The organism is Rhodococcus sp. DN22, assembly GCF_036669995.1.
GTDB classification, from domain to species: Bacteria; Actinomycetota; Actinomycetes; order Mycobacteriales; family Mycobacteriaceae; genus Rhodococcus_F; species Rhodococcus_F erythropolis.
The window spans coordinates 629056-648996 of sequence record NZ_CP133326.1 but is presented as its reverse complement, the minus strand read 5'-3'; the positions used below and the strand labels follow the sequence as shown (position 1 = coordinate 648996).

The window sequence follows — 19941 nt, the reverse complement described above, 5'->3', positions numbered from 1 at the left end:
TGGCTGCAGGTGCCGGTGCTGCAGTGGTATTTCGGTTTGCACTTCGGATGATCAATACCCGAAAGTGAGCGTTTGCCGAGGGTCCTACTTCAGGACACGGATCGCCGAGCCCGGAAGGATTCCGCTCGACGGCGGGTAGATCGACGTTGCGCCGTTGAAGAACATGTGAGCGGGAGTCGTGGATACCGGCAGCAGGTCGATGTCGTTGAACAACGCGCGCTCACTTTCCTCCCAGACCTTGCAGGACTCGTCACCGGGAAGAAGCGAAGCCTCAGTGGACAATTCGATGTACTTCTTGTTGTCGAGGGAAGCGAAGTTCACTCCTTCAGGTTTGGGCGGGCCGGTGAAGTACTTCGCAAAGATGCTCGGCGTATCACTCCCCAGCGTCAAACCGATGGAAACGTCCCACGACGACAGGTCGGTGGTGCTGAATGTGTCGGCAATGACGAAACTGTAGTCGCCGCCAGTCAGTTTCACCTTCGCGCCCAGTCCTTCCCACTGTGTTGCTACGTATTCCGCGGCGGCAGAGTTTGTATCGCGTGAGTTGTTGAAAATTACGTTGAGGGCAAGCGGTCGACCGTCCTTCGTCAGGAGGCCGTCGGGACCCGCCTTCCAACCTGCGTCGGACAGCGTTTTCTTTGCTGCATCGACGTCGAAATCGGGGATCGTCCCTTCGACACTGTTGTAGTCGCAGGCAAGGGGTTCCGAAACCGCGAGGGCGCGTGCACGGGTTCCTTTACCGCCGGTGGTGATCTCGGTGTAGTCGTCCAGGTCTACTGCCTGCACGAGGGCCTGCCGCACAGCACGGTCTGCCGTGGGTAGGGCCGCGAAATGATTGAAGATGAACTCGCCGGACAACGTGGTGTAGGTCTTCGAATCCAGACCCGCGGCCAAGACTCGTTCCTCGTCCGAACCGGTGACCGCTGCGGCATTCACTCCGCCGGTGAGAACAAGATTCGCCGTCGTACTGGGATCGGTGACAATCTTGATCGTCACTGTCTTCGGCACTCCGAGAGTGTCGGAAGTGGTCTCGCCGTTCGGACTCCAGGTGTAACCGTCGCGGCGTTCCATCGTGATGTGATCGTTCGGAACAACTTCGGTGACCTTGAACAGACCCGTTCCGTTGCTACTCGAACGGATGCTGGCCGGGTCTTCGAGCGTCGCAGCGCACGGAAGCCTCAACGCGCCGATTCGAGAGAGCAGGAAGGGCGCTGGCTCGGCGGTAGTCACCGTCAGTTCGTCACCGTCCGCTGAGGCCGAAGTCGACATCGGCACAGTGGATCCGCGTAGCGGTGAAGCGTTTTCAGGATCCATGACCCAGTTGATGTCATCGGCCGCGGTCTGTGCGGTGAAGGAAGTGCCGTCGGCACAAGTGATGCCCTTCTTGAGCACGAACTTCAGCGTGTTCCCTTCTTCACTCCAGCTCTCCGCCAGATAGGGACGCACAGTGCGTGTTTGCGCGTCGATGTCGATCAACGAATCGTACGAGTACGCGTTCACGATCTGAGTCGACGTAAGGTTGGTGATCAGAGGGTGCAGATTTCCGGGATCGGCGTTGATCACAGTCGTGAAACTGCCGTCCTTTGCATACTCACCGACTGAACCTTCGGGACTGGATGCGCCGCCACACCCGGCCAGGGTGAAAACGCCAACGCTGATAACTGCTGTCGCGGAGACAGAACGGGCTTTCATACGAGCCGCCATCTACTAGGAGTTGCCATGGCGACAATCGTGCGGGACTGACGTGGTCTGTATCTCGTTGAAGTTCCCCATACAGTCGGCCGCACTCTGTTCGATTGTCACTATCGACCGGGCAAGCGCAGACGCTAAGTACGACGCTGCCGTTGACGGTGATTCGCGACGTTGATTCGGTTGCCGCACAACGCCGGCATGCAGTAGCGGCGTCGCCCTCCCCGGCTTGTATCGACAAACACCCCGTTGCACGTCGGCGACGCGCATGGGCGGAATCGTTCGTACCCCAATGTGCGCAGAGTCCCCAGCAACGAGAAGCCGATCAACAACGCAAGCTCACCCGCAAGATCGATTCTTCTGTCCGGTACCGCATTCCATCGATAGTCGAACTGGGCATCAGGCACGAGTCGAACGTGATGCGGGACAGTCTGCAGGAGTCGATCAGTGCGATCAACGAGTTCGTCGGAGGTCGAAGCATCGAGAATCGAACGAATCGCCTCTCTGAGTGCCTGCACGTCGGCAAGTTCACCGCCGGTAAGCCGACGCCCGTTGCGGAGCGCATCCGGCGAGAGTCCATGTTCATCCAGTAGATCGTGAAGCGCCTGAGGATCACGCAACGCGTCGCCTGCCTCCACCCACACGCGGGGCGAGGTGTTGACCAGGTCGGTCGCGAACGACGCACCGACGACGTAATCGTCTAAAACTACTTGCATCCCTTACCGTCCTGCCTTACCGTAATTGAATAACACAACTTTACACCTTACGGAGGCGGCGGGATGAAACATTGCGCAGACCACAGACTGCCCGAGATACTCCGAGACACTCATCACCGATTGCGCCGCGCCGGCACCGTGGCATCGGAGACGCCTGTCGTCGCTGCCGATCTCTACTGGTCGATCGGCGCACTCGCCCAGTGCCTGATCGCGATGGACGAGGTCATTTCACAACTTGGAATCAATGCCCGAAAGCAGTTGCGAGCTGGAAAGTTCGACGTCCAGAGCGGACCGTTCGAAGGAGAGCCCGACGCCGCCTTACTCACCGCAGTTCTTGCGCTCGCCAGAGCATCGAGTAGTTGCGAACCGGTTCAGGCGGCAATCGGCAACGCTCAGATCGCGGTGAGCGATCTCGTCGTCGCGAGGACTACCAGCGCCTGAGACTCGGGCGTGCCACCCGCTCCCAGCAGAGACTGTATGGTTGGTTTTCGGCATCCGCCGAGAGCGTCGAACAGCAGGGACCGGGTTTTCACTGTGAGTACAGGGACATCAACGATCTACGAGGACAGGACCGTCCGGATCGACGATCAGGGCGTCACGATCCGCCACTATTACTTCCCGTTTGTCAGCAAGTTCGTTCCGTACTCACAGATCGAATCCGTCGACCTCGGAGTCATGTCATGGCTGAGTGGACGCTTACGAATTTGGGGAACAACAGATTTCAGCTCGTGGTACAGCCTGGATCTTTCACGCCCGTGGAAGGAGACCGCGGTGGTACTCACCCTCGCCGGCCGCGGAGCGCCTTCATTCAGCCCCAAGGACGCAGATCGCGTCGAGACCGAAATCCGCAGTCGCATCGGATCGCACGCCGCGAACTGACTAGCGAAACTCGGATTCGACGGTAACGATGTCACGCCAGTCGGTTCGACCGAACAACCGCGCCAGTGCAGTGAACAGAACGTCCGGGTCGATGACACTCTCGGCTGAGTGCACACCGACCCGATCCCGAATCGTTCCGTCGGCCAGCCGGGACACCACCTGAGCAAGGCCGAGCGCCAAGGGGATTCCGGTTGCACCGGCCATGTCCGACAGTAACTCCGATACCGGTGAATCGTCAGCGATCCGTGCCACGACGCGCATCTCTCGACCTTCGCGCACCCCGGTCGCCGAGGCGAAAAACAACGGCAAGGATCCATGACCGGCACGCGTGAGCATTCGAGGCGCAGCACGGATCATCCGCCGGAGCGAGGGCTTGCCCAATTCTTCAGCAGCCGAGTCGAGATCGATTCTCCCCTTGTCGATATCGGAGCGGAGAACGTCGAGGAACGCCACGGTTTCCGGTGTGATCACCATCAGATTTGCCGAATGCCCTGCAGGATTGATGGTCCGATGAAACATCACCGGCTCCGGATGCCCGACCACGTAAGCGTTCCCCCGACGTCCGCCGGGCAGTTCGAGTGCGATGGAACGCAACGGTTCTTCGTTGACGATTCGCCCCGCACGAACCACTGGAACCGTGCCGCTGATCTGCTGCATCCAGTGAACGGCCGCTGCACTCAATGTGTCCACCGACTCGTCCTCGCCCTCGACATCAACCGGCCAGGCTGTATACAGATCGTCGACCACGTCCAATCGCGAGACTGCCATCGCGGCCAGGAGGTTACTCATCCCGGGACTTGCGCCCATGCCGACTACCGCACAGATTCCGGCTCCCCTCGCGGCACAGTCCAATTCCAGCATGTCGACGGCCGGCTCCCAGTCGTCGCAGATGTCGAGATAGTGAGTCCCGGTCTCGATCGCTGCCTGGAGAATGCCGACGCCGAAACGGAAGAACGGTCCGACCGTATTGACGACCACGTCTGCGCCGTCAAGCAATTCACGTAGCGTGCGACCGTCCGTGACGTCGATGCTGCGCGCCTCGACTTCCGCTGACGCCTGCGCCAGTTCAACTGAAAGACGCTTCGCAGCATCGATATCGCGATCCGCGACTACTACCTTGCCGATTCCCGGCAATGTTGCGGCCAGACGAACTGCTGCCGAGCCCATGGCACCGGCACCACCCAGTGCGACAACCGTGATTCCGTCAGCCATGAATTCCCTCCAAAAATGCAGTCTGATCCGCTAGATAGCCGGGAGCGAAGATCGAACGGGGAGCAAGAACGGCCACCAGAGCCGACATCAATTCCGAGTCTTCGAGGTCCTTCTCCACAATCGAGTGAGTGGCGTCGGGGTACTTCTTGACCACCAGGTGCCCTGGCGAGTCAAGTAATTCGCGGTACACCCTTTCGGTATCAGCCACGTCGACGTTGACGTCTTGTCCGCCGACGATCAAGAGCACCGGAACCTTCACGGATTCGAGATCGGCTCGCGCATCCGAGAGGTAGTTCTTTCGGATGAAGTTCCACCGGTCTTCGGTGAGACCGTCGGCCTCGCCGGAGGCCACGAGATCGTCGTACGATGCATCACGGGCCAACTGATCCAAGTTCTTCGCACGATCGACCCGCGCTTTCTCGAACTCGTCGGCCGACGCATTTCTCTCGGAAAGTTCGGCTAGGGTATTGAATTCGCCTTGTTGGAGCCAGTTGATCGCGGGACCCACGGCGATGACGAACGCTACGTCCGGGTCGAGGTTCACCACCTTGGGCATCACCCACCCTGCCTGGCTTGCACCCCACAGACCGATACGAGACGGATCGATATCCGAACGTCCCCGCGCCCACTCGATTGCCGCTTCCGTTTCTGCCGCGCGATCGTCCATGCTCTGGTCGAGCCAATTGCCCGGTGCCCCATTCACCCCCGGCTTGTCCCAGGAGAGTGACGCGTACCCCGCCTTTGCGAACGCCTCCCACACCGGTCGATAGAACGTCTCATGTGTTGCATCGACCGGGCCGTCTCCGTGGACGAAAACCACGAGCCCGAAGGGACCGTCACCGTGTTCGGGCAGTGCAAGGACTCCCTGGAGCGGCACCGATCCCCCGGTGATCGTCACTTTTTCCTCACGGATGTCATAGGTGTTCTGGTACAGCGTCCAGCCCACCAGAGTCGCGATCAGAACAACGACCACCGCCAGGAAAGTACCCACCCACCTGCGTAAACGAGGCTTACTCTTGCCCCCGCTCATCGATTCCGCTGCCATCTTCCCGTCCTAACGTACGAATTTGAAACGATCGTATTGCATTCGATAGTACAGTTGTGGGCGAAGATGTCGAGAAGCGAGGAAAGGACATGGCGATGACCGACAGGGACGTCGATGTACCCACGAGGATCTTGATCGAGGGACTACTGCGCACGGACGGAACTGTCGACGGACGCACCCTTTATGCCACCGCCGACGCCCTCGACAAAACTGATCAACAGGTTCGGCTGTGCATCAAGCGGTTGGTCACCGAGGGGAAGTTCACTCAGGAAGGTCGCGGGCGGCAGGCCACGCTACGAGCAACGCCGAAAGCCCTGCGCGAGATGGAACCCGACGTCGAATTCGTTCGGCTGGCCTATCAACAAGACCGCGACACTGTGACACCGTGGGACGGGTATTGGCACCTGGCCGGATTCGCAATTCCGGAGTCGTCACGGAAAGCGCGAGATGCGCTGCGCACCAGGGTCGTTTACCTCGGCGGCGCGCTCGTCCAGGGCGGTCTGTACGTCTCGCCGCACGCCTGGGAACCGTATATTCGCGATGCGGCCGCCGAACTCGACGTCGAACAGCACCTGTCTTCTCTCACCACTCGAGATCTGAAAGTGGGCATGCTCGAAGACCCCGTGAAGATTGCCGCGCAGTTGTGGCCACTGGACCAGATCGCTGACGGATACGAACGGCTACTCGACGTAGCGACCGCACGCCTGCGCAAACTGCAGAACAGTCCGGGTACCGATGCTGTCACGATGACCATCGAACTCGCGGCGGAATTCACGCGAGCCATGGAACCGGATCCGCTGTTGCCACCGGAACTACTGCCCACCAACTGGATCGGCACGAGGGCTCGGTCGATCACTGCGCAATGCTGGACGCTTCTGGCACAGGTGGACGGTGCCGACGACTTACCGTCGCTGTTCCACCTGTACTCAGATGCAATCGGTGACGATCAGGACGCGAGCGTGCGCTGACGGGGCGGCAGTCCGAAACGCCCGAGAACCTCGTCGACTGCGGTGGACGGTGTGACAAGTCCGCGATCCTGAAGCCACGGAATGGTGCTGTCCACCAGATGCTCGAGCGTGCGAGGCAATGCTAGAGGCAGCAACGTAACGCCGTCGGCGACCTCGGCAGCTCGGATATCGGCGATCAAACTGCCGAGACCGGAAGGCGTTCCGACGTAGTGAAGCGAAACGGGAACCCGCGGCGCCGTCAACGCGCTGTCCAACTGTGCAAGCTCTTTACGGGCGGAGCGAGCTTCCGGCGCGATCAGAATCTCGAGATCGACCAGTACTGCGACGCTGTCGGGATCGCGCCCTTCTTCGGCGACAGCAGCGCGTATCCGTGCACGTTCGAGCTGTGCCTCACGCAGGTCCGCAGCGCGAATCCGAACCACATTGGTAGGGAATGAAGCTAAATCGAGAGCCTTTTCGCCCTCGGTGAGGTCCACCCAGTAGTCGCCGCCGATGATGGGCAGGTTGCCGGGTGCGCCCTCAGCTGCCGGATGGTGACCGGATCCGGTCAACTCGACCGCTACGTGCAGAGAATGCGAAGCGCGTGAAGACATGTGAGACCTCCGAAAATCAGAAAAGTATGGGATGAGCGAGACGAATCGTCAGCCCGAACACATTCCTGACGAGGTGCGGCACAGATCGACATGGCGACGGCACCACTGACCGAGAGTGATGCTCACTCTCGAAGGGGTGGCGGGGAAATCCGCTGGTGCCATGGCTGCCATGCTAGTTGTCCGTTCGAGTTTTCGGGGACCGAGCTCAGCTCAGACGCACTCGGCTGCGCCGGCGTTGTCGTCTGCGGCTCCGAGGAAGGGGCGGGTCTCGGGCACGGGGTTCCACGCACCGGCAGTCTTGGCGTAGTTCCAATCACGCTGATTCGAAACCAGGATGTTCACGGCGTCTACCAACCGCGTCACGTCGTCCGAGCTGCTACCGAGGCCGAGGCTGGCGCGAACTGCACCGCCGGAGAGGCCGAGGCGTGCGAGAACCGGGTGTGCGCAGAAGCGACCGTCGCGAACTCCGATGCCGTGCTCGGCGGAGAGGAATGCGGCGATTTCGCCCGCTTCGAATCCGTCGACGGTGAAGGTGACGATTCCGACGGCGTCCGGTGCGTCATTCCACAGTCGCACGAGCGAGACGCCCTCGATGGCGGACAATCCGTCGGTGAGCTGGGCGGTGAGTGCCTTCTCGTGCTCGGCGATGACGTCGAAGTCCAGCGCGTGCAGGGTTTCGCATGCGGTCGCGATGGCTGCCGCACCGAGAACGTTGGGGGAACCTGCCTCGTGGCGGGCAGGCGCGCAGGCCCACTCCGTGGACTCGATGGTCACCTCACGCACGGCGCCGCCGCCGGCGAGGTACGGCTGAGCCTCGTCGAGCCAGTCACGGCGTCCGACCAGAACACCCGCGCCGAAGGGCGCATAGAGCTTGTGACCGGAGAAAGCGATGTAGTCGACCCCGCATTCCTGCAGGTCGATGCGACGGTGAGGAGCCAGCTGAGCTGCGTCGACGAGGATACGTGCGCCGCAACGATGAGCGATGTCAGCCAAGCGTGCAATCGGCAGGATCTCGCCGGTCACGTTGGAGGCACCGGTGATTGCGAGCAGCGCTGCAGGCTTGGTGCACAGTTCACCGATCAGACGCTCGATCGTCTCTTCGATGGTGTCTGCAGCGGTGACGATACGAGCGTCGTTCCACGGCAACAGGTTTGCGTGATGCTCGACATCGAGGACGACGGTGCTGCCGGGGACGCACTGCGCAAGCAGGTTCAGCGAATCGGTGGTGTTCCGGGTGAAGACGACAACCTGATCGTCGGCACAGTTCACGAAACGAGCAACGGATTCACGAGCGTTCTCGTAGGTGAGCGTGGAGATCCGAGACGCGTAGCCGGCACCGCGGTGGACGCTGGCGTATGTCGGCAGCAACTCGGCGATACGGTCGGTGACCTGGGCCAATGCCGGCGCACTCGCGGCGTAGTCGAAGTTGGCGTAGGAGCATTCGCCGCCCTGAACCAATGGAACCTGCAGGTCAGCACCCGAAACCTTGGCAATCGCGGTGGTGCAGCAGGTGTCGGCACTCAATACAGCAGTCATCGAAGACAATCCTCACGTTCAAGGACTCGTTCGTCGGGTGATGGCCCCGGAAGAGTCCGCGCTTGCCGCATTCGTTTTCGAACGCAGCCGGGTCGTCACCCGGAGCACCCCACCGCGGAGGAGGGTTGCCGACCAGCAAGCCGGGGCTGAACACTGGTACTCGTGACCTGGCAACGAGGATGGCAGGAACCTCCCGTGCTTGTCAAGACGAAGCCGCGAAGATCTCCGTCAGGGCGCGATGGTCCGGCAAGCAAGGTGGAGCGCGAGTCTCGTTTCCGGATCTGCGAGATCCACCGAGAGAAGGCGCTGAATTCTATCGATCCGACTCGATACGGTGTTGCGGTGCAAGCCCATTCGGGTTGCGGTGTGAGCCAGAGACGATTCTTCGTCGAGGTACGTCGACAGAGTCTCGAGCAACTCTCCATTCGAATCGCGTAGCGGCGCGAGCAGTGCCGCGGCTGCGGGCTGAAACGTGTCGGTTCGCGTCCACGCCAGCAGCAACTGCGCCAGACCCAGGCGGTCCACGTGCAGGAAGCGGCCTGTCTGCGACCTCGAACCCGCGAGCCGAGCGGCATCCCCGGCCTCAGACAGGGACGCACCGATTCCAGCCGGACCGTCGTGTGCGCGTCCCACACCGACCCAGGTCTCCATCGTGGGTTCCAACCTCGCCTGAGCTGCACGGATGCTCTCGGCGATCCTGGTGATCGACTCCGGTCGCGGCTCGCCCGGCAGAGTGGTCCACGCTGCCCAGCCGTCAGCCTGTTCCACGACATTGGCGTCGATTCCCTCGGCGGCGAGGGCGTCTGCGACCTCACTGCGCCTGGCCACCAGGTCGACCTCACCGACCGCCAGGACTTTGATGCCGATATGCCATCCGTCCAGTGCCCAACCCGCGTCGAGTGCGCGCCGGAGCAGTCCGGGTGTGGCGTCTGCTGACGTGTCGATCAGTTCACCGAGTAGCGCGCTACGCCGGCGCGCTTCACGCTCGTCGACCATGCGTGCAACGGCCAGTCGGTGCCCGGCAGCCAACGAGGCCACGTCGAGAACCACTGAGAGAGAAGCCTCTTCGACGCTTTGACGCACCGGGAGCAGCACCGCCAGCCAGGGCTCTCGGGCTGCGCCGGACATCACCGGGCACGCAATCAGGACCCCGCCGGAGTCCAATTCAACAGTGGTGGGCGCCCCGCGGCCCGACAACATACCGGCGGCTGCTCGATCAGCGTCGGACAACAAATCGGCGCCGGTCAGCGGGCGTCCGGACGCGTCCAGGAGGATGAACGAACGCTGAAATGTGTTCAGCAGCACCGACAGAAGATTCTCGACGCTTCCGCCGGCCCGCTGGCCCGCGTGTGTCGCCCGCAGTACCGCGTCGGCCATCACCGCCCGCGAATTCGAGAGAAGATCACGAAGATCCACGCTGAACTGCCACGGGTCGGATACTCCGAGCACCACCAGCCCGAGGCGATCGGCAAGCAACGAGAGATTCGCATCCTCCGCCGCAGTGCTGTGTACCGCGAGCACCCGGCAGCCGGTCGCCGCCGTGCGTCGAAGGAGAGCGTCGAATCTCCACTCCCCGACGTCGATTCGATCGAGAATCACCAGAACTGATCCTGCACCCGCCGCACCCGACACGGCCTCGGCTGACTGTGCCGATTCCCCGGTGAGCGCTCCCACTGTCGTCACGACGGGATCACCTTCGCCGGCAAGTCGATACAACCCGACAAAGATCGGGTTGTTCAGCAACGCCGACACACTCGCGCTCATTGCGCCTCCATCAGCACTGCGTCATGGTCGATCCCGAAGGCCCGCGGGCCGACAACTTTCAACCTGCTCACATCTTCCGCCCACCACTGAGGGCCGGGCAGAACCAACACGGCCACATCTTGCCCCTGGTGCACTGATTCGCACGAGACGAAGGCACCGGTCCGGACGTCGAGCAACGTCACGATGTCCGGACATGTCGCAATCATCTCGCCGTCCGACGCGACGGTCAGGAACTCACTTTCGAATTCGACTCGTATCACCGCAGAATCGTGTTCGAGAATCACGTTGCCCCGACGATCGCCGGCGTTCGGGCGACTACGACGCACCGCACGCACCCGGCCTGTCCCCATTACTCGCCCCCCGGAGCTTTCGGCGATCTCCCGCCAACTGCCGAGGGGCCCGACGTGCTGACCCAGTTCATATGCTCGGGACAGAGTTCCCGGAATGCACGCCTCCTGCACAGTCCGCGCATCGATCGACGCGATCGCCAGAGCGCCCCAACCGCTGGTTCTCCCGATCAACGACCGCACTGCTACCTCGGCGCCCAGCACATCCACTCCGTCGACGACGGTAATGAGGCCGCCGGGCTGGGCGAGGGTGACCGGGCACAATTCCAACCCGGCTGCGGCGAGAGAGAAGTGATCGAGCCGCGGCATCGCTCGACCGAGCAGGTCGGCGTCGACCACGGGAATTCCCAACGCCAACGCCGCCGCAATGCCGGAGAGAGCGTTGAGTCCACCGCCTTCGAAAGTCATCACCGCGGTCGGACGTTTACCAGTCCACCGCGTCAAAGCTGCTGCAGTGTCGGCAAACTCATGCCCGGAGGGCAGTTGCTCTTCCAAAGCCAGGGCCGATCCGACGATTCCCACCGGCATGATCATCGCCCCGGACGGCAACTGGTCCGGCGCGATGACTTCTACCGACGTTGACGTCATCAGTGGACGCAGCATTTCCACGAACAGGCGTGGATCGCCGCCCCCACCGCAGCCCAAGACCACCGCCCCCGCTGCGATCGCGTCGAGGTCGGCCTCCCGGACCGCGTGCAGCCTGCTCACGGCTCGCTATTCTGCCAGTACAGGTTGCTCGAGTGTCTCCACCGGCAGGAACGGGCGATCGAGTCCGAAGCTTGCCGGGCCGAAGACCGCCAGTGCCTCCGGTGTTCTCATGATCGGCGGAGTCGCGATCCCGATGACCGCAACTCGCTGCCCGTACCGCAATCCCTCGGTGGTGATGGGCTCGGCAGTGTCGGCCTCGACGATGCAGATAAGGTCTGGCACGATCGCCACCATTACTCCGGATTGCACGGCGATCAGATTTTCGTTCTGGAATTGAACTTCCAGCTCTTCGTCTCCGACGCCGGCGATCCGCACCGAACCTCGAGCGAACCCCTCATCGGTTCGCCGGTCGACATCGATCACCTTGCCGTGAAAGAGAACTCGCCCGTATCCGTAAAGCGTGTCGGAGAGACCGTCCACCAGCGCCTGAACCGGGTCCACCCGCTGCTCACGTGAAAGCCTGATGGACCGACCGATGGCCAAGGCCAACGACAGAGTCCGTGGGATCGCCGTCCGCTTCACATCTGCACCCGTCATCGAGTACTGCGCGATATGCGCCATCCCACCGAACCTCGACGTCACCCCGCGAGCGAGGCCCTCCAATCTGGCGTTGTCGCTGCCGGTGTCGAAGATCGCCACCTCGTCGTGCTCGTTCGCCATGGCGAGCGGACTCGCCGAAATCCCGTACACCGAGAAGGTTTCCATCTCGAGCTGAGGAAAGGCTCGTCCCATCCCGTCGGCGTCGACAACCGGCAGTCCGCGCCGCGCTGCCACCAGCAACGGAATCATCGAATTGATCCCGCCGCACTCCATCGGCATCGTGGCATCTGCAGTTCGCCCCGTGTGCTTCTCCAATGTGATCAGCGCCAGCTCGGGTTCGGTTCCGCGCGGCATCTTCTCGACCACGACGGTCGGTGCACCCATCTGCGCGACGGGGATCACCCACGCGTCGTCGTCGAGCTCCGCCGGATCCAGAATCGTGATTTCACCGGCTTCCCCGAGCGCCTGCGTGACCAACATCTTGCCGACGAACGGATCTCCCCCGCCGCCGGTCCCCAACAAAGCTGCGCCCCTGGCGAGGTCGTCGAGGTCTGCCGTTCGTAGTGTCCAACTCATCGTGAGCCTTCCTGACCGGTGGAGACCAGACCACTGTGCAGTGCCAAGTCACCGACTGCCTTCACTCGAATACGTGTTGCGTTGCCCGGCAGATACGGAATCGGGACCTCGTCGAACTCCACGATCTGCACCGACTCGGGCCGTGCGCCTGCTGCGACTGCCCGATCGATCGCCTCCTGGCGAGCGTCGTCGGCAAGAATCTGCCTGCGCCCGTCCCGTACCGCTTCGACTCGATCTACCTCACCACTGACCTGCGCGATCGCAGCGCCGATCGCATTGGCAACGTCGAAGCGCTCAGGACGAATCACCGTTCCCAGGCCGGGAAGTTCGTGCTCCAGCAAAACCGATCCCCCGCCAACCGCCACAACGGGAAGTGGATCCGACGTGGTCCGCATCTGTTCCACGGCGTCGGCGACCCGGCGCGAGATCCGGTCGAGTGCCGTCGACACCAGACCGCGGTCGAGGTGTGCCACCGCACTGCGATCTCCGACGTCGGCCAAGCCTGCCGCGACGGCTATGTCGGTGGCCGTCAACGTGTCACCGCCGAATACGAGTGCCCGTGAACCCAATTCGTATCCCACAGATTCGGGTCCGACTGTGAGTCCGTCCGCATCCACCAGCGAACCACCACCGATACCGATCGAGAAGACGTCCGGCATACGGAAATTGGTCCGTACCCCCGCGACCGTCACCTCCGTGGTGGCTTCTCTAGGGAAACCGTTGGTCAGTACGCCCACGTCGGTTGTGGTGCCCCCGATGTCGATCACCGCACAGCTGGCCAGACCGGACAGAACAGCGGCGCCTCGCATGGAGTTGGTCGGTCCCGACGCGAAAGTCGCCACCGGATAACGCCTTGCGTACTCGATGTCCATCAAGGTTCCGTCGTTCTGGCTCAGATACAGCGGTGCGGCGATGCCGTGCTCGACCAAAGAACTGGCAAGACCGTCGACGATGTGATCGGCAAGCTCGCGCAGCGCAGCGTTGATGATGGTCGCGTTCTCCCGCTGGAGTAGACCCACTCGACCGATCTCGTGAGAGAGCGAAATTGCGACGTCCGGACCGAGTTCCTGACGCACGATCTCCGCTGCCGCCGCTTCGCATTCGAGATTGACCGGAGAGAACACCGACGATATTGCGACCGAACGAGTACCGCTGCGAGCCATGTCGGCGGCATGGCGACGAATCTCGTCGGGATCCAGCGGTGAGATACGACGACCGTCGAACTCGTGCCCACCGTGAGCGAGGTAGTGCCTTCCTTGCACAGCGGAGACCAGGTCTCGCGGCCACCCCACCATCGGCGGAAGCGCTGCGGTCGCCGGAAGCCCCAATCGCAGAGCCGCTGTTGGTGCAAGTCCTCGCTGCTCGATGAGAGCGTTGAGAAAGTGCGTCGTGCCGATCATCACTGCTTGAACAGCGCTGGGAGAGAACGAGTACTGCTGCTGCAGCGCCGTCAGAGCTCCGCCGATTCCGCCGGTGATGTCCTTGCTGGTCGAGTGTTTGACATGCCCGATGACGGTGGTCCCGTCCATCAGGACCGCATCGGTGTTTGTACCACCGACGTCGATTCCGATTCGCATCGCGAACTCCCTTCTACAGTGTTTGCAGTGCTAGTGCGTGAGCGCAGATGTTCCCGAAGGCTCTTGCGGCGCTTCGGTTGTGGTGCGTCCGACCCCGCGAATCAGGCCGAGTCGACCCGCGACGACGTAGAGAACGAATGCCGAGGCCACCGCGTTGATGGACGGCAAACCGAAGGTGCTGTAATGCCCGATCAGCGCCGAGACGATCCAGATCACCAACGTGGCCGGTACCCAAGTGGGCGCCGAGTTCGGGAGGGTACCCGCGGCTCGACTCTCCTCCAGGTCCTTGCGCCAGGTCCTGACGATGAAGTACTCCGCCACCATGATTCCGGCGATCGGCGGGAATCCGACGCCTAACAGGATCAGGAAGTCGGTGAACGAGTTCAGGATTCCGGCAGCCGCGAGGATCGAACCGGTCACGCCGACCACAGCTGTGACGACGGCGCGATTGATGCGTCGCCCGAACACTACGTCGATGAAGTTCACGATGCCGAGCCCCGAGCTGTACAGGTTCCAGTCGTTGATCTTGAAAGTTCCGAGAACAATGATGAGAACGCCGACCCAGCCGACCGACGACAGGATGATCGTGGCGATGTCGGAACTGCGAACGGCATGCGCAAGAAGTACACCGGTCAATCCGATCACGTATTCGCCCAATGTGATTCCGACGAGTGTCTGCTTCACGACGTCACCCGCCGTGCGGTTGAATCGCGTCATGTCGGGTGTGATCACTGCTCCGGCAATGAAACCGCCTGCGACGATGGTGGTTCCGGCGAGGAAGCTGAGCTCCGGTCCGGCTGGAGCAGATGCCATCAGATCTGACAGCGAGTGATTGCGCAGTTCGGCGATGACGGCCCAACCCACCAGAAGCAGGAACAGGGGAACGGTGATGTTTGCGATCAGCTGCATCGAGCCGAATCCGCGAAGGACTATCGCGGTGATCAGAAGGCCGAAGACCAGGGCCCACGCCCACTGCGGCAGAAACGGCATGATTCCGTGCAAACCTGATGCAGAGACAGCAGATTGGATGCCGAACCAACCGATCAGGCTGACTCCGATCACCAGGCCGATCACCGCGGAACCAGCGTGCCCGAATCCACACCAGCGTGCGACCACCGACGTGTTGAGCCCTTCACGAACCCCGATGATGCCGATGAAAATACAGACGACCTCGAGAATCACCGCCCCGACTGTCAATGCCCAGAAGGCATTCCAGAACGTCATGCCGTAGCCGAGCGTCGCACCGAGCAGGAACTGTGCGAGTGCCGATACCTGACCAAATCGCTGTACTGCCACCGAGAACCACGAATACCGTGCTTCGTCGGGAACGCGGGTGAGCGCGTAGTCGTCACCGTCGGACACTTCACCGCCGGCGGCGGTCGTTGATGTGTTTTTCATGACGGACTCCTCGAATAGTTGGGAAGTGTTCTCGGAGAAGACGGTACGAATGTGGCCGGGGTCACGCCTATGGGCGAATTGGCGTTTCTTCGTGTTACGACAATGCATTTCGCACAGTCGTCATTTCACACAGTCGTCAAATGGCACGGGTCTAGCGCAACGCGTACCCGCCGTCGGGGTACAGCGTGGAACCCGTTGTGTACGTGTTGGTGAAGAGATAGAACACCGCTTGTGCGATCTCGTCTTCGTTCCCGACGCGGCCGAGCACGTTGTTCTCCGCACTCCAGGTGAACGCCGCCTCCCGAACCTCCGCCGGACGCTGAGCCCACAGATGCCCGTCGATGGTTCCGGGAGCAACGGTGTTGACGCGAATCGGCGACAGCTCGACCGCCAGCCCCCGCCCGAGCCCCTCGATTGCCGCATTGGCCGCAACGTAGGCCGCGGCAGCCGCGGGTGGCCGCACACTGGCAGCACCGGACATGAGGACCACCGATGCGGTGGGTGTCAGCTTGTCGAGCGCAGCGTGCACGACGCGGTACTGCCCCCAGAACTTGGAGGTGAACGGCGACGCCGCTTCCTCGACGCTCTGTTCGCGGAACGAGCCGACCTGGTAATCGGCAGCCGTGGTGAAGAGAGCGTCGACGCTGGGGATGTTGGTGAAGAACGCTTTCACCGAGTCGTCGTCGGAGGTGTCGACGGTGAACCAGTGCGCCGCCTCACCCAGCTGCGTGGCCGCTGCTTCCAGCTTGGATGCGGTTCGGCCACCGAGAACTACCTGGGCGCCGGCGTCGACGGCAAGGTGCGCCACCCGCAGCCCGATGCCTGTTCCGCCACCGATCAGTACGACGGTCTTGCCTGAGAGAGGAGAAGGTGTCGTTGTCATGCAGCGACTGTAAGGCTCACCGAATTGTCCCGACATGTGCAGAATGCACAGATTTCACCACTACACAGTGCTAAGTATCGAGAATTAGCTGGTAGAGATTGCCGCCCCCGGGGATCTCGCTTGACGACGTTTGCTGCGTCGAAACTGCCGTCACATGCACTCCTCCTTCGAGTTCGCTTGTAACAAAACAACTCCCACGACCGAAAATGTCGGTGAACCACAACCGCGAAGGGAAGTAACGAATATGGGATCAGCAGATGTCATGGCCTGGCTCGCCGAGGGTTACCTCGCCGGCGACCCGATTCGCTATCCGCTCTACGTCGGATCGATGTTCCTCGCGATGCCGTTCCAACTGATCGGCGTAATTCTGGGTCACCCCTTCTGAGTCACCCCTTCCGAATCGTCACATCAGGCCAGGGCGGTCGACGTAGAACTGCCAGGGTTGCGATCACCGCGGCCGCCAGCCCGATGAACTCCCCCATCAAAGCCGCCCTGGTGTGATCGACGGCCGGTGACCACGACGGCTCACCCTCGTGGATCGAGAACACTCCCACTGGCACCGGTATCGGGTCGCCCCGCCACTGCCGGTGTAGTCGCGAAACCGTGATGATCGTCGATCCGTCGCTGGTCTGGTGCGGTTCTCCGAAGATCATCGAGGTCCCGGAATCCGCCCGAAGTCGCTCCACCGCATCACGAATCTCCATGATCTCCATCGTCGCACCGAAACAGCAGCCCTGTGCGAGTATCGGTCGATGGCAGAGTGGTGGAATCCGAGCAGGCGCGTCGAGCGATGGTGGCAGACGATCGTGCTGGTTTGGCTACTCGTTTTCTTCGGCCCAAGCACCATCGACAAGGTCATCACAGAACCCACAGCTTGGAATTGGACATTCCTCGCAATCTGGCTTTTCGCGACGGTCGGGTCTGCTTACTACGCAGTCCAAGCCTGGCGAAACAGGAACAAACCTCAGTCGGTGTGGTGGGAAGGGACAACTGCCCCCACCGAAATCCCCGCCGACGACGTCCGTAGCGCACTCGCGTCGACTGACGACCGCATTCCGGCAATCAAGGCACTACGCGAACTGCATCCGGGCTTGGGCCTGAAGGATGCGATGGATCTGATCGACGCTCAGCGGGGCGAACAGGGCCCGCATCACTGATAGTTGCGACCATCACAATCACAGTTAGGTATCGACACCTGACCGCCACGATCGGGCAAGCACGCCAGGAGTTAACCACCTGACAGACAGGCTGTTTCGCCGAGTTTGACAAATGTGGTCAATCGGTGAGCGTCGACTCGACCGATTCAACTCACCGTACCAATCGAATTCGCCGTTCAGCATTCCACTCATGGCCCAATGCCACTATTACCCAACGATTTACAACCGGAACTACGGCATCCAGTGAGAACTTTCGCGACAGTGCAGCATCTTTCGTCCAGTTGAGTTGACCGAAACTTGACGTTACGTTGAATTTCAAAGCAATAGCCCGGTCTTGACCTGCGATGGTGTGAGCGAAACGCCCACCTACGCGTGACACGTGGCCGCCCTGATGGGCGCTGTGAATGCCTGAACGTTCGAGGAGTGGAATGACTGCGGTCAAAACTGCGTGGCGTGAACTACGGAAACCCGTGTTCATCCCCGCGTCGATAGTGATCTTTGCCCTGATCGCCTTTGCCGTGATCTACGCGGGAACCGCCGCGGATGCTTTCGAAACACTCAACAACGTGATCAGCGACGGCGTCGGCTGGTGGTACATCCTCTCGGCCACCGGTTTCGTGATCTTCGCGCTGTACTGCGGAATCAGCCGCATCGGCAACATCCGATTGGGACGTGACGACGAGCAGCCCGAGTTCGGGATGCTCTCGTGGTTCGCGATGCTCTTCAGCGCCGGCATGGGCATCGGGCTCGTGTTCTACGGAGTAGCCGAACCACTTTCGCACTACGTGACCCCACCCGTCGCCGGGCAGATCGCCGGATCCACGGACGCCGCAGCCAATCAAGCCATGGAACTGACGCTGTTCCACTGGGGCTTGCATGCATGGGCGATCTACGTCGTCGTCGGCCTTGGTCTGGCGTACATGACCTACCGAAAGGGTCGCCCGCTCTCGATCCGTTGGCTGCTCGAGCCGCTCCTCGGACGGGCTCGCATCGAAGGAAAGATCGGCCACGCCATCGACGTCGTCGCCATCGTCGGCACACTGTTCGGTGTCGCGACGTCGCTGGGCTTCGGTGTCCAGCAGATCTCGGCCGGCCTCGACTACCTCGGCTGGGTGGAGACCGACAACTGGTTGGTCATCACCATCATCGTCATCGTGACGGGCATGGCGACCTTCTCGGTCGTCTCCGGTGTCACGAAGGGCCTCAAGTGGCTCTCCAACATCAACATGATGCTCGCTGCCGCGCTGGCACTGTTCGTCCTGATTCTGGGACCGACGCTGTTCCTCATGCAGTCGTGGGTGCAGAACCTCGGCGGATACGTCCAGGCCTTGCCCGAACTGATGCTGCGCACGTCCCCGTTCGCCGAAGACGGCTGGCAGGGCGCATGGACCATCTTCTACTGGGGTTGGTGGATGAGCTGGGCACCGTTCGTCGGCATGTTCATCGCGCGCATCTCACGCGGCCGCACCATCCGCGAATTCGTCTTCGGTGTGCTGCTGGCCCCGACGCTGGTTGGTTCGTTGTGGTTCACGATCTTCGGTAACTCCGGCATTCTGCGTCAGCGCAACGAGGGCACGATGCTCGACGCATCCGGCGCAGTGGACACCAACACGTCGCTGTTCACGCTTCTCGACGGACTTCCGCTCGGAACGATTTCGAGTGTTCTCGCGATCGTCGTGATCGTGTTCTTCTTCGTCACGTCCGCGGACTCCGGCTCGATCGTCATAGACATCCTCGCGACCGGCGGCAGCTTGGAGACCTCCAAGATCACGCGTGTCTACTGGACGTTCCTCTCCGGTGCCGCGGCCGCAGTTCTCCTCATCGTGGGTGGCAGTGGATCGCTCACGGCGCTGCAAACCGTTGCCATCGCCACGGCGGTACCGTTCTCGGTCATCATGGTGCTTGCATGTCTGTCGATGCTGAAGGCGTTCCGATACGAGGTCGCGTCGGCACCACGCTACCTGCGGGTTTCTACAAATGCCTCGGCATCGACCGACGTTCCGCAACCCACCGAAAAGCGGCTCCGCGATCTGAAGATCTCGTCGACCTTCGCCGGGCTCACCCCGTCACAAAGCGGGATCATGACGGATCCCTCCGACGCCCACATGCTCGTCGCGGTCCACGAAGTTCCCGCCCATGCGGTCAACATCGACCCGGATACCGGCGCCGTCGACTTCTCCGAGGAATCGAAGGTCGTCGATCCGCTGGGCGGAGAGGTGTTCGACACACCCGAGTTCGCCGACTCGGCAGAAGGCCACGCGCAAGCTGCCAGTACGGACTGACCGGCACGTTCGGCATGTTGCATTAGGCATATCTGTTCACCAACTCGCAAACTTGTCATGAGACTTTCAAC

At 61.7% G+C, this 19941-nt stretch carries 19 protein-coding genes and 1 riboswitch; of the genes, 6 read left to right on the top strand and 13 right to left on the bottom strand.

What is annotated here, in order from left to right:
- Window positions 1-84: 84 nt before the first annotated feature.
- The gene (locus RA302_RS02965) at window positions 85-1692 is read right to left on the bottom strand and encodes an ABC transporter substrate-binding protein (RefSeq protein ID WP_166501728.1); all 1608 of its coding nucleotides are present in this window, start codon (window positions 1690-1692) and stop codon (window positions 85-87) included.
- 134 nt (window positions 1693-1826) lie between these two features.
- On the bottom strand, window positions 1827-2405 hold the full coding sequence (locus tag RA302_RS02960; protein ID WP_166501727.1) for a CGNR zinc finger domain-containing protein: 579 nt from the start codon (window positions 2403-2405) through the stop codon (window positions 1827-1829).
- A gap of 63 nt (window positions 2406-2468) precedes the next feature.
- On the opposite strand from RA302_RS02960, the gene RA302_RS02955 reads away from it, so the two are divergent.
- Entirely contained in the window at window positions 2469-2846 is a 378-nt protein-coding gene (locus RA302_RS02955) for a hypothetical protein (RefSeq protein WP_134998476.1), read from the top strand.
- Window positions 2847-2939: 93 nt separating this feature from the next.
- Window positions 2940-3284: a hypothetical protein gene (locus RA302_RS02950; RefSeq protein WP_019746690.1), complete on the top strand. Its 345-nt coding sequence runs from the start codon at window positions 2940-2942 to the stop codon at window positions 3282-3284.
- On the opposite strand, the gene RA302_RS02945 is transcribed toward RA302_RS02950, so the two are convergent.
- On the bottom strand, window positions 3285-4496 hold the full coding sequence (locus tag RA302_RS02945; RefSeq protein WP_070387091.1) for a saccharopine dehydrogenase NADP-binding domain-containing protein: 1212 nt from the start codon (window positions 4494-4496) through the stop codon (window positions 3285-3287). It lies immediately after the preceding gene.
- Window positions 4489-5541 carry an alpha/beta hydrolase gene (locus RA302_RS02940; protein ID WP_338479319.1) on the bottom strand — a complete coding sequence of 351 codons (1053 nt, stop codon included), beginning with the start codon at window positions 5539-5541 and terminating at the stop codon, window positions 4489-4491. The genes RA302_RS02945 and RA302_RS02940 overlap by 8 nt, the downstream gene beginning before the upstream one ends.
- Window positions 5542-5630: 89 nt before the next feature.
- On the opposite strand from RA302_RS02940, the gene RA302_RS02935 reads away from it, so the two are divergent.
- Window positions 5631-6509 carry a PaaX family transcriptional regulator C-terminal domain-containing protein gene (locus RA302_RS02935; protein ID WP_308198304.1) on the top strand — a complete coding sequence of 293 codons (879 nt, stop codon included), beginning with the start codon at window positions 5631-5633 and terminating at the stop codon, window positions 6507-6509.
- On the opposite strand, the gene RA302_RS02930 is transcribed toward RA302_RS02935, so the two are convergent.
- From RA302_RS02930 to RA302_RS02895, 8 genes are all read right to left on the bottom strand, one after another.
- Window positions 6488-7102 carry a hypothetical protein gene (locus RA302_RS02930; protein ID WP_020906017.1) on the bottom strand — a complete coding sequence of 205 codons (615 nt, stop codon included), beginning with the start codon at window positions 7100-7102 and terminating at the stop codon, window positions 6488-6490. The genes RA302_RS02935 and RA302_RS02930 overlap by 22 nt on opposite strands.
- A 210-nt stretch (window positions 7103-7312) precedes the next feature.
- Window positions 7313-8638, bottom strand: coding sequence for an aminotransferase class V-fold PLP-dependent enzyme (locus RA302_RS02925; protein WP_021333729.1), 1326 nt, complete (start codon window positions 8636-8638; stop codon window positions 7313-7315).
- A gap of 53 nt (window positions 8639-8691) precedes the next feature.
- A riboswitch (SAM riboswitch) is annotated at window positions 8692-8806 on the bottom strand.
- Window positions 8807-8866: 60 nt separating this feature from the next.
- Window positions 8867-10402 (bottom strand): helix-turn-helix domain-containing protein, encoded by a 1536-nt coding sequence (locus tag RA302_RS02920; protein WP_020906015.1) that lies wholly within the window; start codon window positions 10400-10402, stop codon window positions 8867-8869.
- Window positions 10399-11457, bottom strand: a complete 1059-nt coding sequence (locus RA302_RS02915) for a DUF917 domain-containing protein (protein WP_166501726.1) — start codon at window positions 11455-11457, stop codon at window positions 10399-10401. Before RA302_RS02915 ends, RA302_RS02920 begins: the two co-directional genes overlap by 4 nt.
- 6 nt (window positions 11458-11463) lie before the next feature.
- Complete coding sequence (locus RA302_RS02910; RefSeq protein WP_069147315.1) at window positions 11464-12573, bottom strand: DUF917 domain-containing protein; 1110 nt, start codon at window positions 12571-12573, stop codon at window positions 11464-11466.
- On the bottom strand, window positions 12570-14150 hold the full coding sequence (locus RA302_RS02905) for a hydantoinase/oxoprolinase family protein (protein WP_021333724.1): 1581 nt from the start codon (window positions 14148-14150) through the stop codon (window positions 12570-12572). The genes RA302_RS02910 and RA302_RS02905 overlap by 4 nt, the downstream gene beginning before the upstream one ends.
- A gap of 30 nt (window positions 14151-14180) precedes the next feature.
- Window positions 14181-15548, bottom strand: coding sequence for a cytosine permease (locus tag RA302_RS02900; RefSeq protein WP_021333723.1), 1368 nt, complete (start codon window positions 15546-15548; stop codon window positions 14181-14183).
- A gap of 151 nt (window positions 15549-15699) precedes the next feature.
- A complete protein-coding gene (locus RA302_RS02895) occupies window positions 15700-16431 on the bottom strand; it encodes an SDR family oxidoreductase (RefSeq protein ID WP_070796423.1) in 732 nt (243 codons plus the stop codon).
- A 244-nt stretch (window positions 16432-16675) separates the two neighbouring features.
- On the opposite strand from RA302_RS02895, the gene RA302_RS02890 reads away from it, so the two are divergent.
- The gene (locus tag RA302_RS02890) at window positions 16676-16816 is read left to right on the top strand and encodes a hypothetical protein (RefSeq protein WP_003941170.1); all 141 of its coding nucleotides are present in this window, start codon (window positions 16676-16678) and stop codon (window positions 16814-16816) included.
- A gap of 1 nt (window position 16817) precedes the next feature.
- On the opposite strand, the gene RA302_RS02885 is transcribed toward RA302_RS02890, so the two are convergent.
- Entirely contained in the window at window positions 16818-17144 is a 327-nt protein-coding gene (locus tag RA302_RS02885) for a hypothetical protein (RefSeq protein WP_046377860.1), read from the bottom strand.
- Between the two features lie 39 nt (window positions 17145-17183).
- Between RA302_RS02885 and RA302_RS02880 the strand changes: the two genes are divergently transcribed.
- Window positions 17184-17588, top strand: a complete 405-nt coding sequence (locus RA302_RS02880; protein ID WP_029254361.1) for a hypothetical protein — start codon at window positions 17184-17186, stop codon at window positions 17586-17588.
- A 428-nt stretch (window positions 17589-18016) separates the two neighbouring features.
- Window positions 18017-19870 (top strand): BCCT family transporter, encoded by a 1854-nt coding sequence (locus RA302_RS02875; protein ID WP_007727149.1) that lies wholly within the window; start codon window positions 18017-18019, stop codon window positions 19868-19870.
- Window positions 19871-19941 lie beyond the last annotated feature (71 nt).

Bases quoted from the DNA above. Each gene is read 5' to 3' on its own strand.
- RA302_RS02880 (WP_029254361.1), top strand. From the start codon at position 17,184: ATGGCAGAGTGGTGGAATCCGAGCAGGCGCGTCGAGCGATGGTGGCAG.
- RA302_RS02875 (WP_007727149.1), top strand. From the start codon at position 18,017: ATGACTGCGGTCAAAACTGCGTGGCGTGAACTACGGAAACCCGTGTTC.
- RA302_RS02925 (WP_021333729.1), bottom strand. From the start codon at position 8,638: ATGACTGCTGTATTGAGTGCCGACACCTGCTGCACCACCGCGATTGCC.
- RA302_RS02895 (WP_070796423.1), bottom strand. From the start codon at position 16,431: ATGACAACGACACCTTCTCCTCTCTCAGGCAAGACCGTCGTACTGATC.
- RA302_RS02960 (WP_166501727.1), bottom strand. From the start codon at position 2,405: ATGCAAGTAGTTTTAGACGATTACGTCGTCGGTGCGTCGTTCGCGACC.
- RA302_RS02955 (WP_134998476.1), top strand. From the start codon at position 2,469: ATGAAACATTGCGCAGACCACAGACTGCCCGAGATACTCCGAGACACT.
- RA302_RS02910 (WP_069147315.1), bottom strand. From the start codon at position 12,573: ATGAGTTGGACACTACGAACGGCAGACCTCGACGACCTCGCCAGGGGC.
- RA302_RS02885 (WP_046377860.1), bottom strand. From the start codon at position 17,144: ATGGAGATCATGGAGATTCGTGATGCGGTGGAGCGACTTCGGGCGGAT.
- RA302_RS02900 (WP_021333723.1), bottom strand. From the start codon at position 15,548: ATGAAAAACACATCAACGACCGCCGCCGGCGGTGAAGTGTCCGACGGT.
- RA302_RS02935 (WP_308198304.1), top strand. From the start codon at position 5,631: ATGGCGATGACCGACAGGGACGTCGATGTACCCACGAGGATCTTGATC.
- RA302_RS02965 (WP_166501728.1), bottom strand. From the start codon at position 1,692: ATGAAAGCCCGTTCTGTCTCCGCGACAGCAGTTATCAGCGTTGGCGTT.
- RA302_RS02905 (WP_021333724.1), bottom strand. From the start codon at position 14,150: ATGCGAATCGGAATCGACGTCGGTGGTACAAACACCGATGCGGTCCTG.
- RA302_RS02930 (WP_020906017.1), bottom strand. From the start codon at position 7,102: ATGTCTTCACGCGCTTCGCATTCTCTGCACGTAGCGGTCGAGTTGACC.
- RA302_RS02920 (WP_020906015.1), bottom strand. From the start codon at position 10,402: ATGAGCGCGAGTGTGTCGGCGTTGCTGAACAACCCGATCTTTGTCGGG.
- RA302_RS02945 (WP_070387091.1), bottom strand. From the start codon at position 4,496: ATGGCTGACGGAATCACGGTTGTCGCACTGGGTGGTGCCGGTGCCATG.
- RA302_RS02940 (WP_338479319.1), bottom strand. From the start codon at position 5,541: ATGGCAGCGGAATCGATGAGCGGGGGCAAGAGTAAGCCTCGTTTACGC.
- RA302_RS02890 (WP_003941170.1), top strand. From the start codon at position 16,676: ATGGGATCAGCAGATGTCATGGCCTGGCTCGCCGAGGGTTACCTCGCC.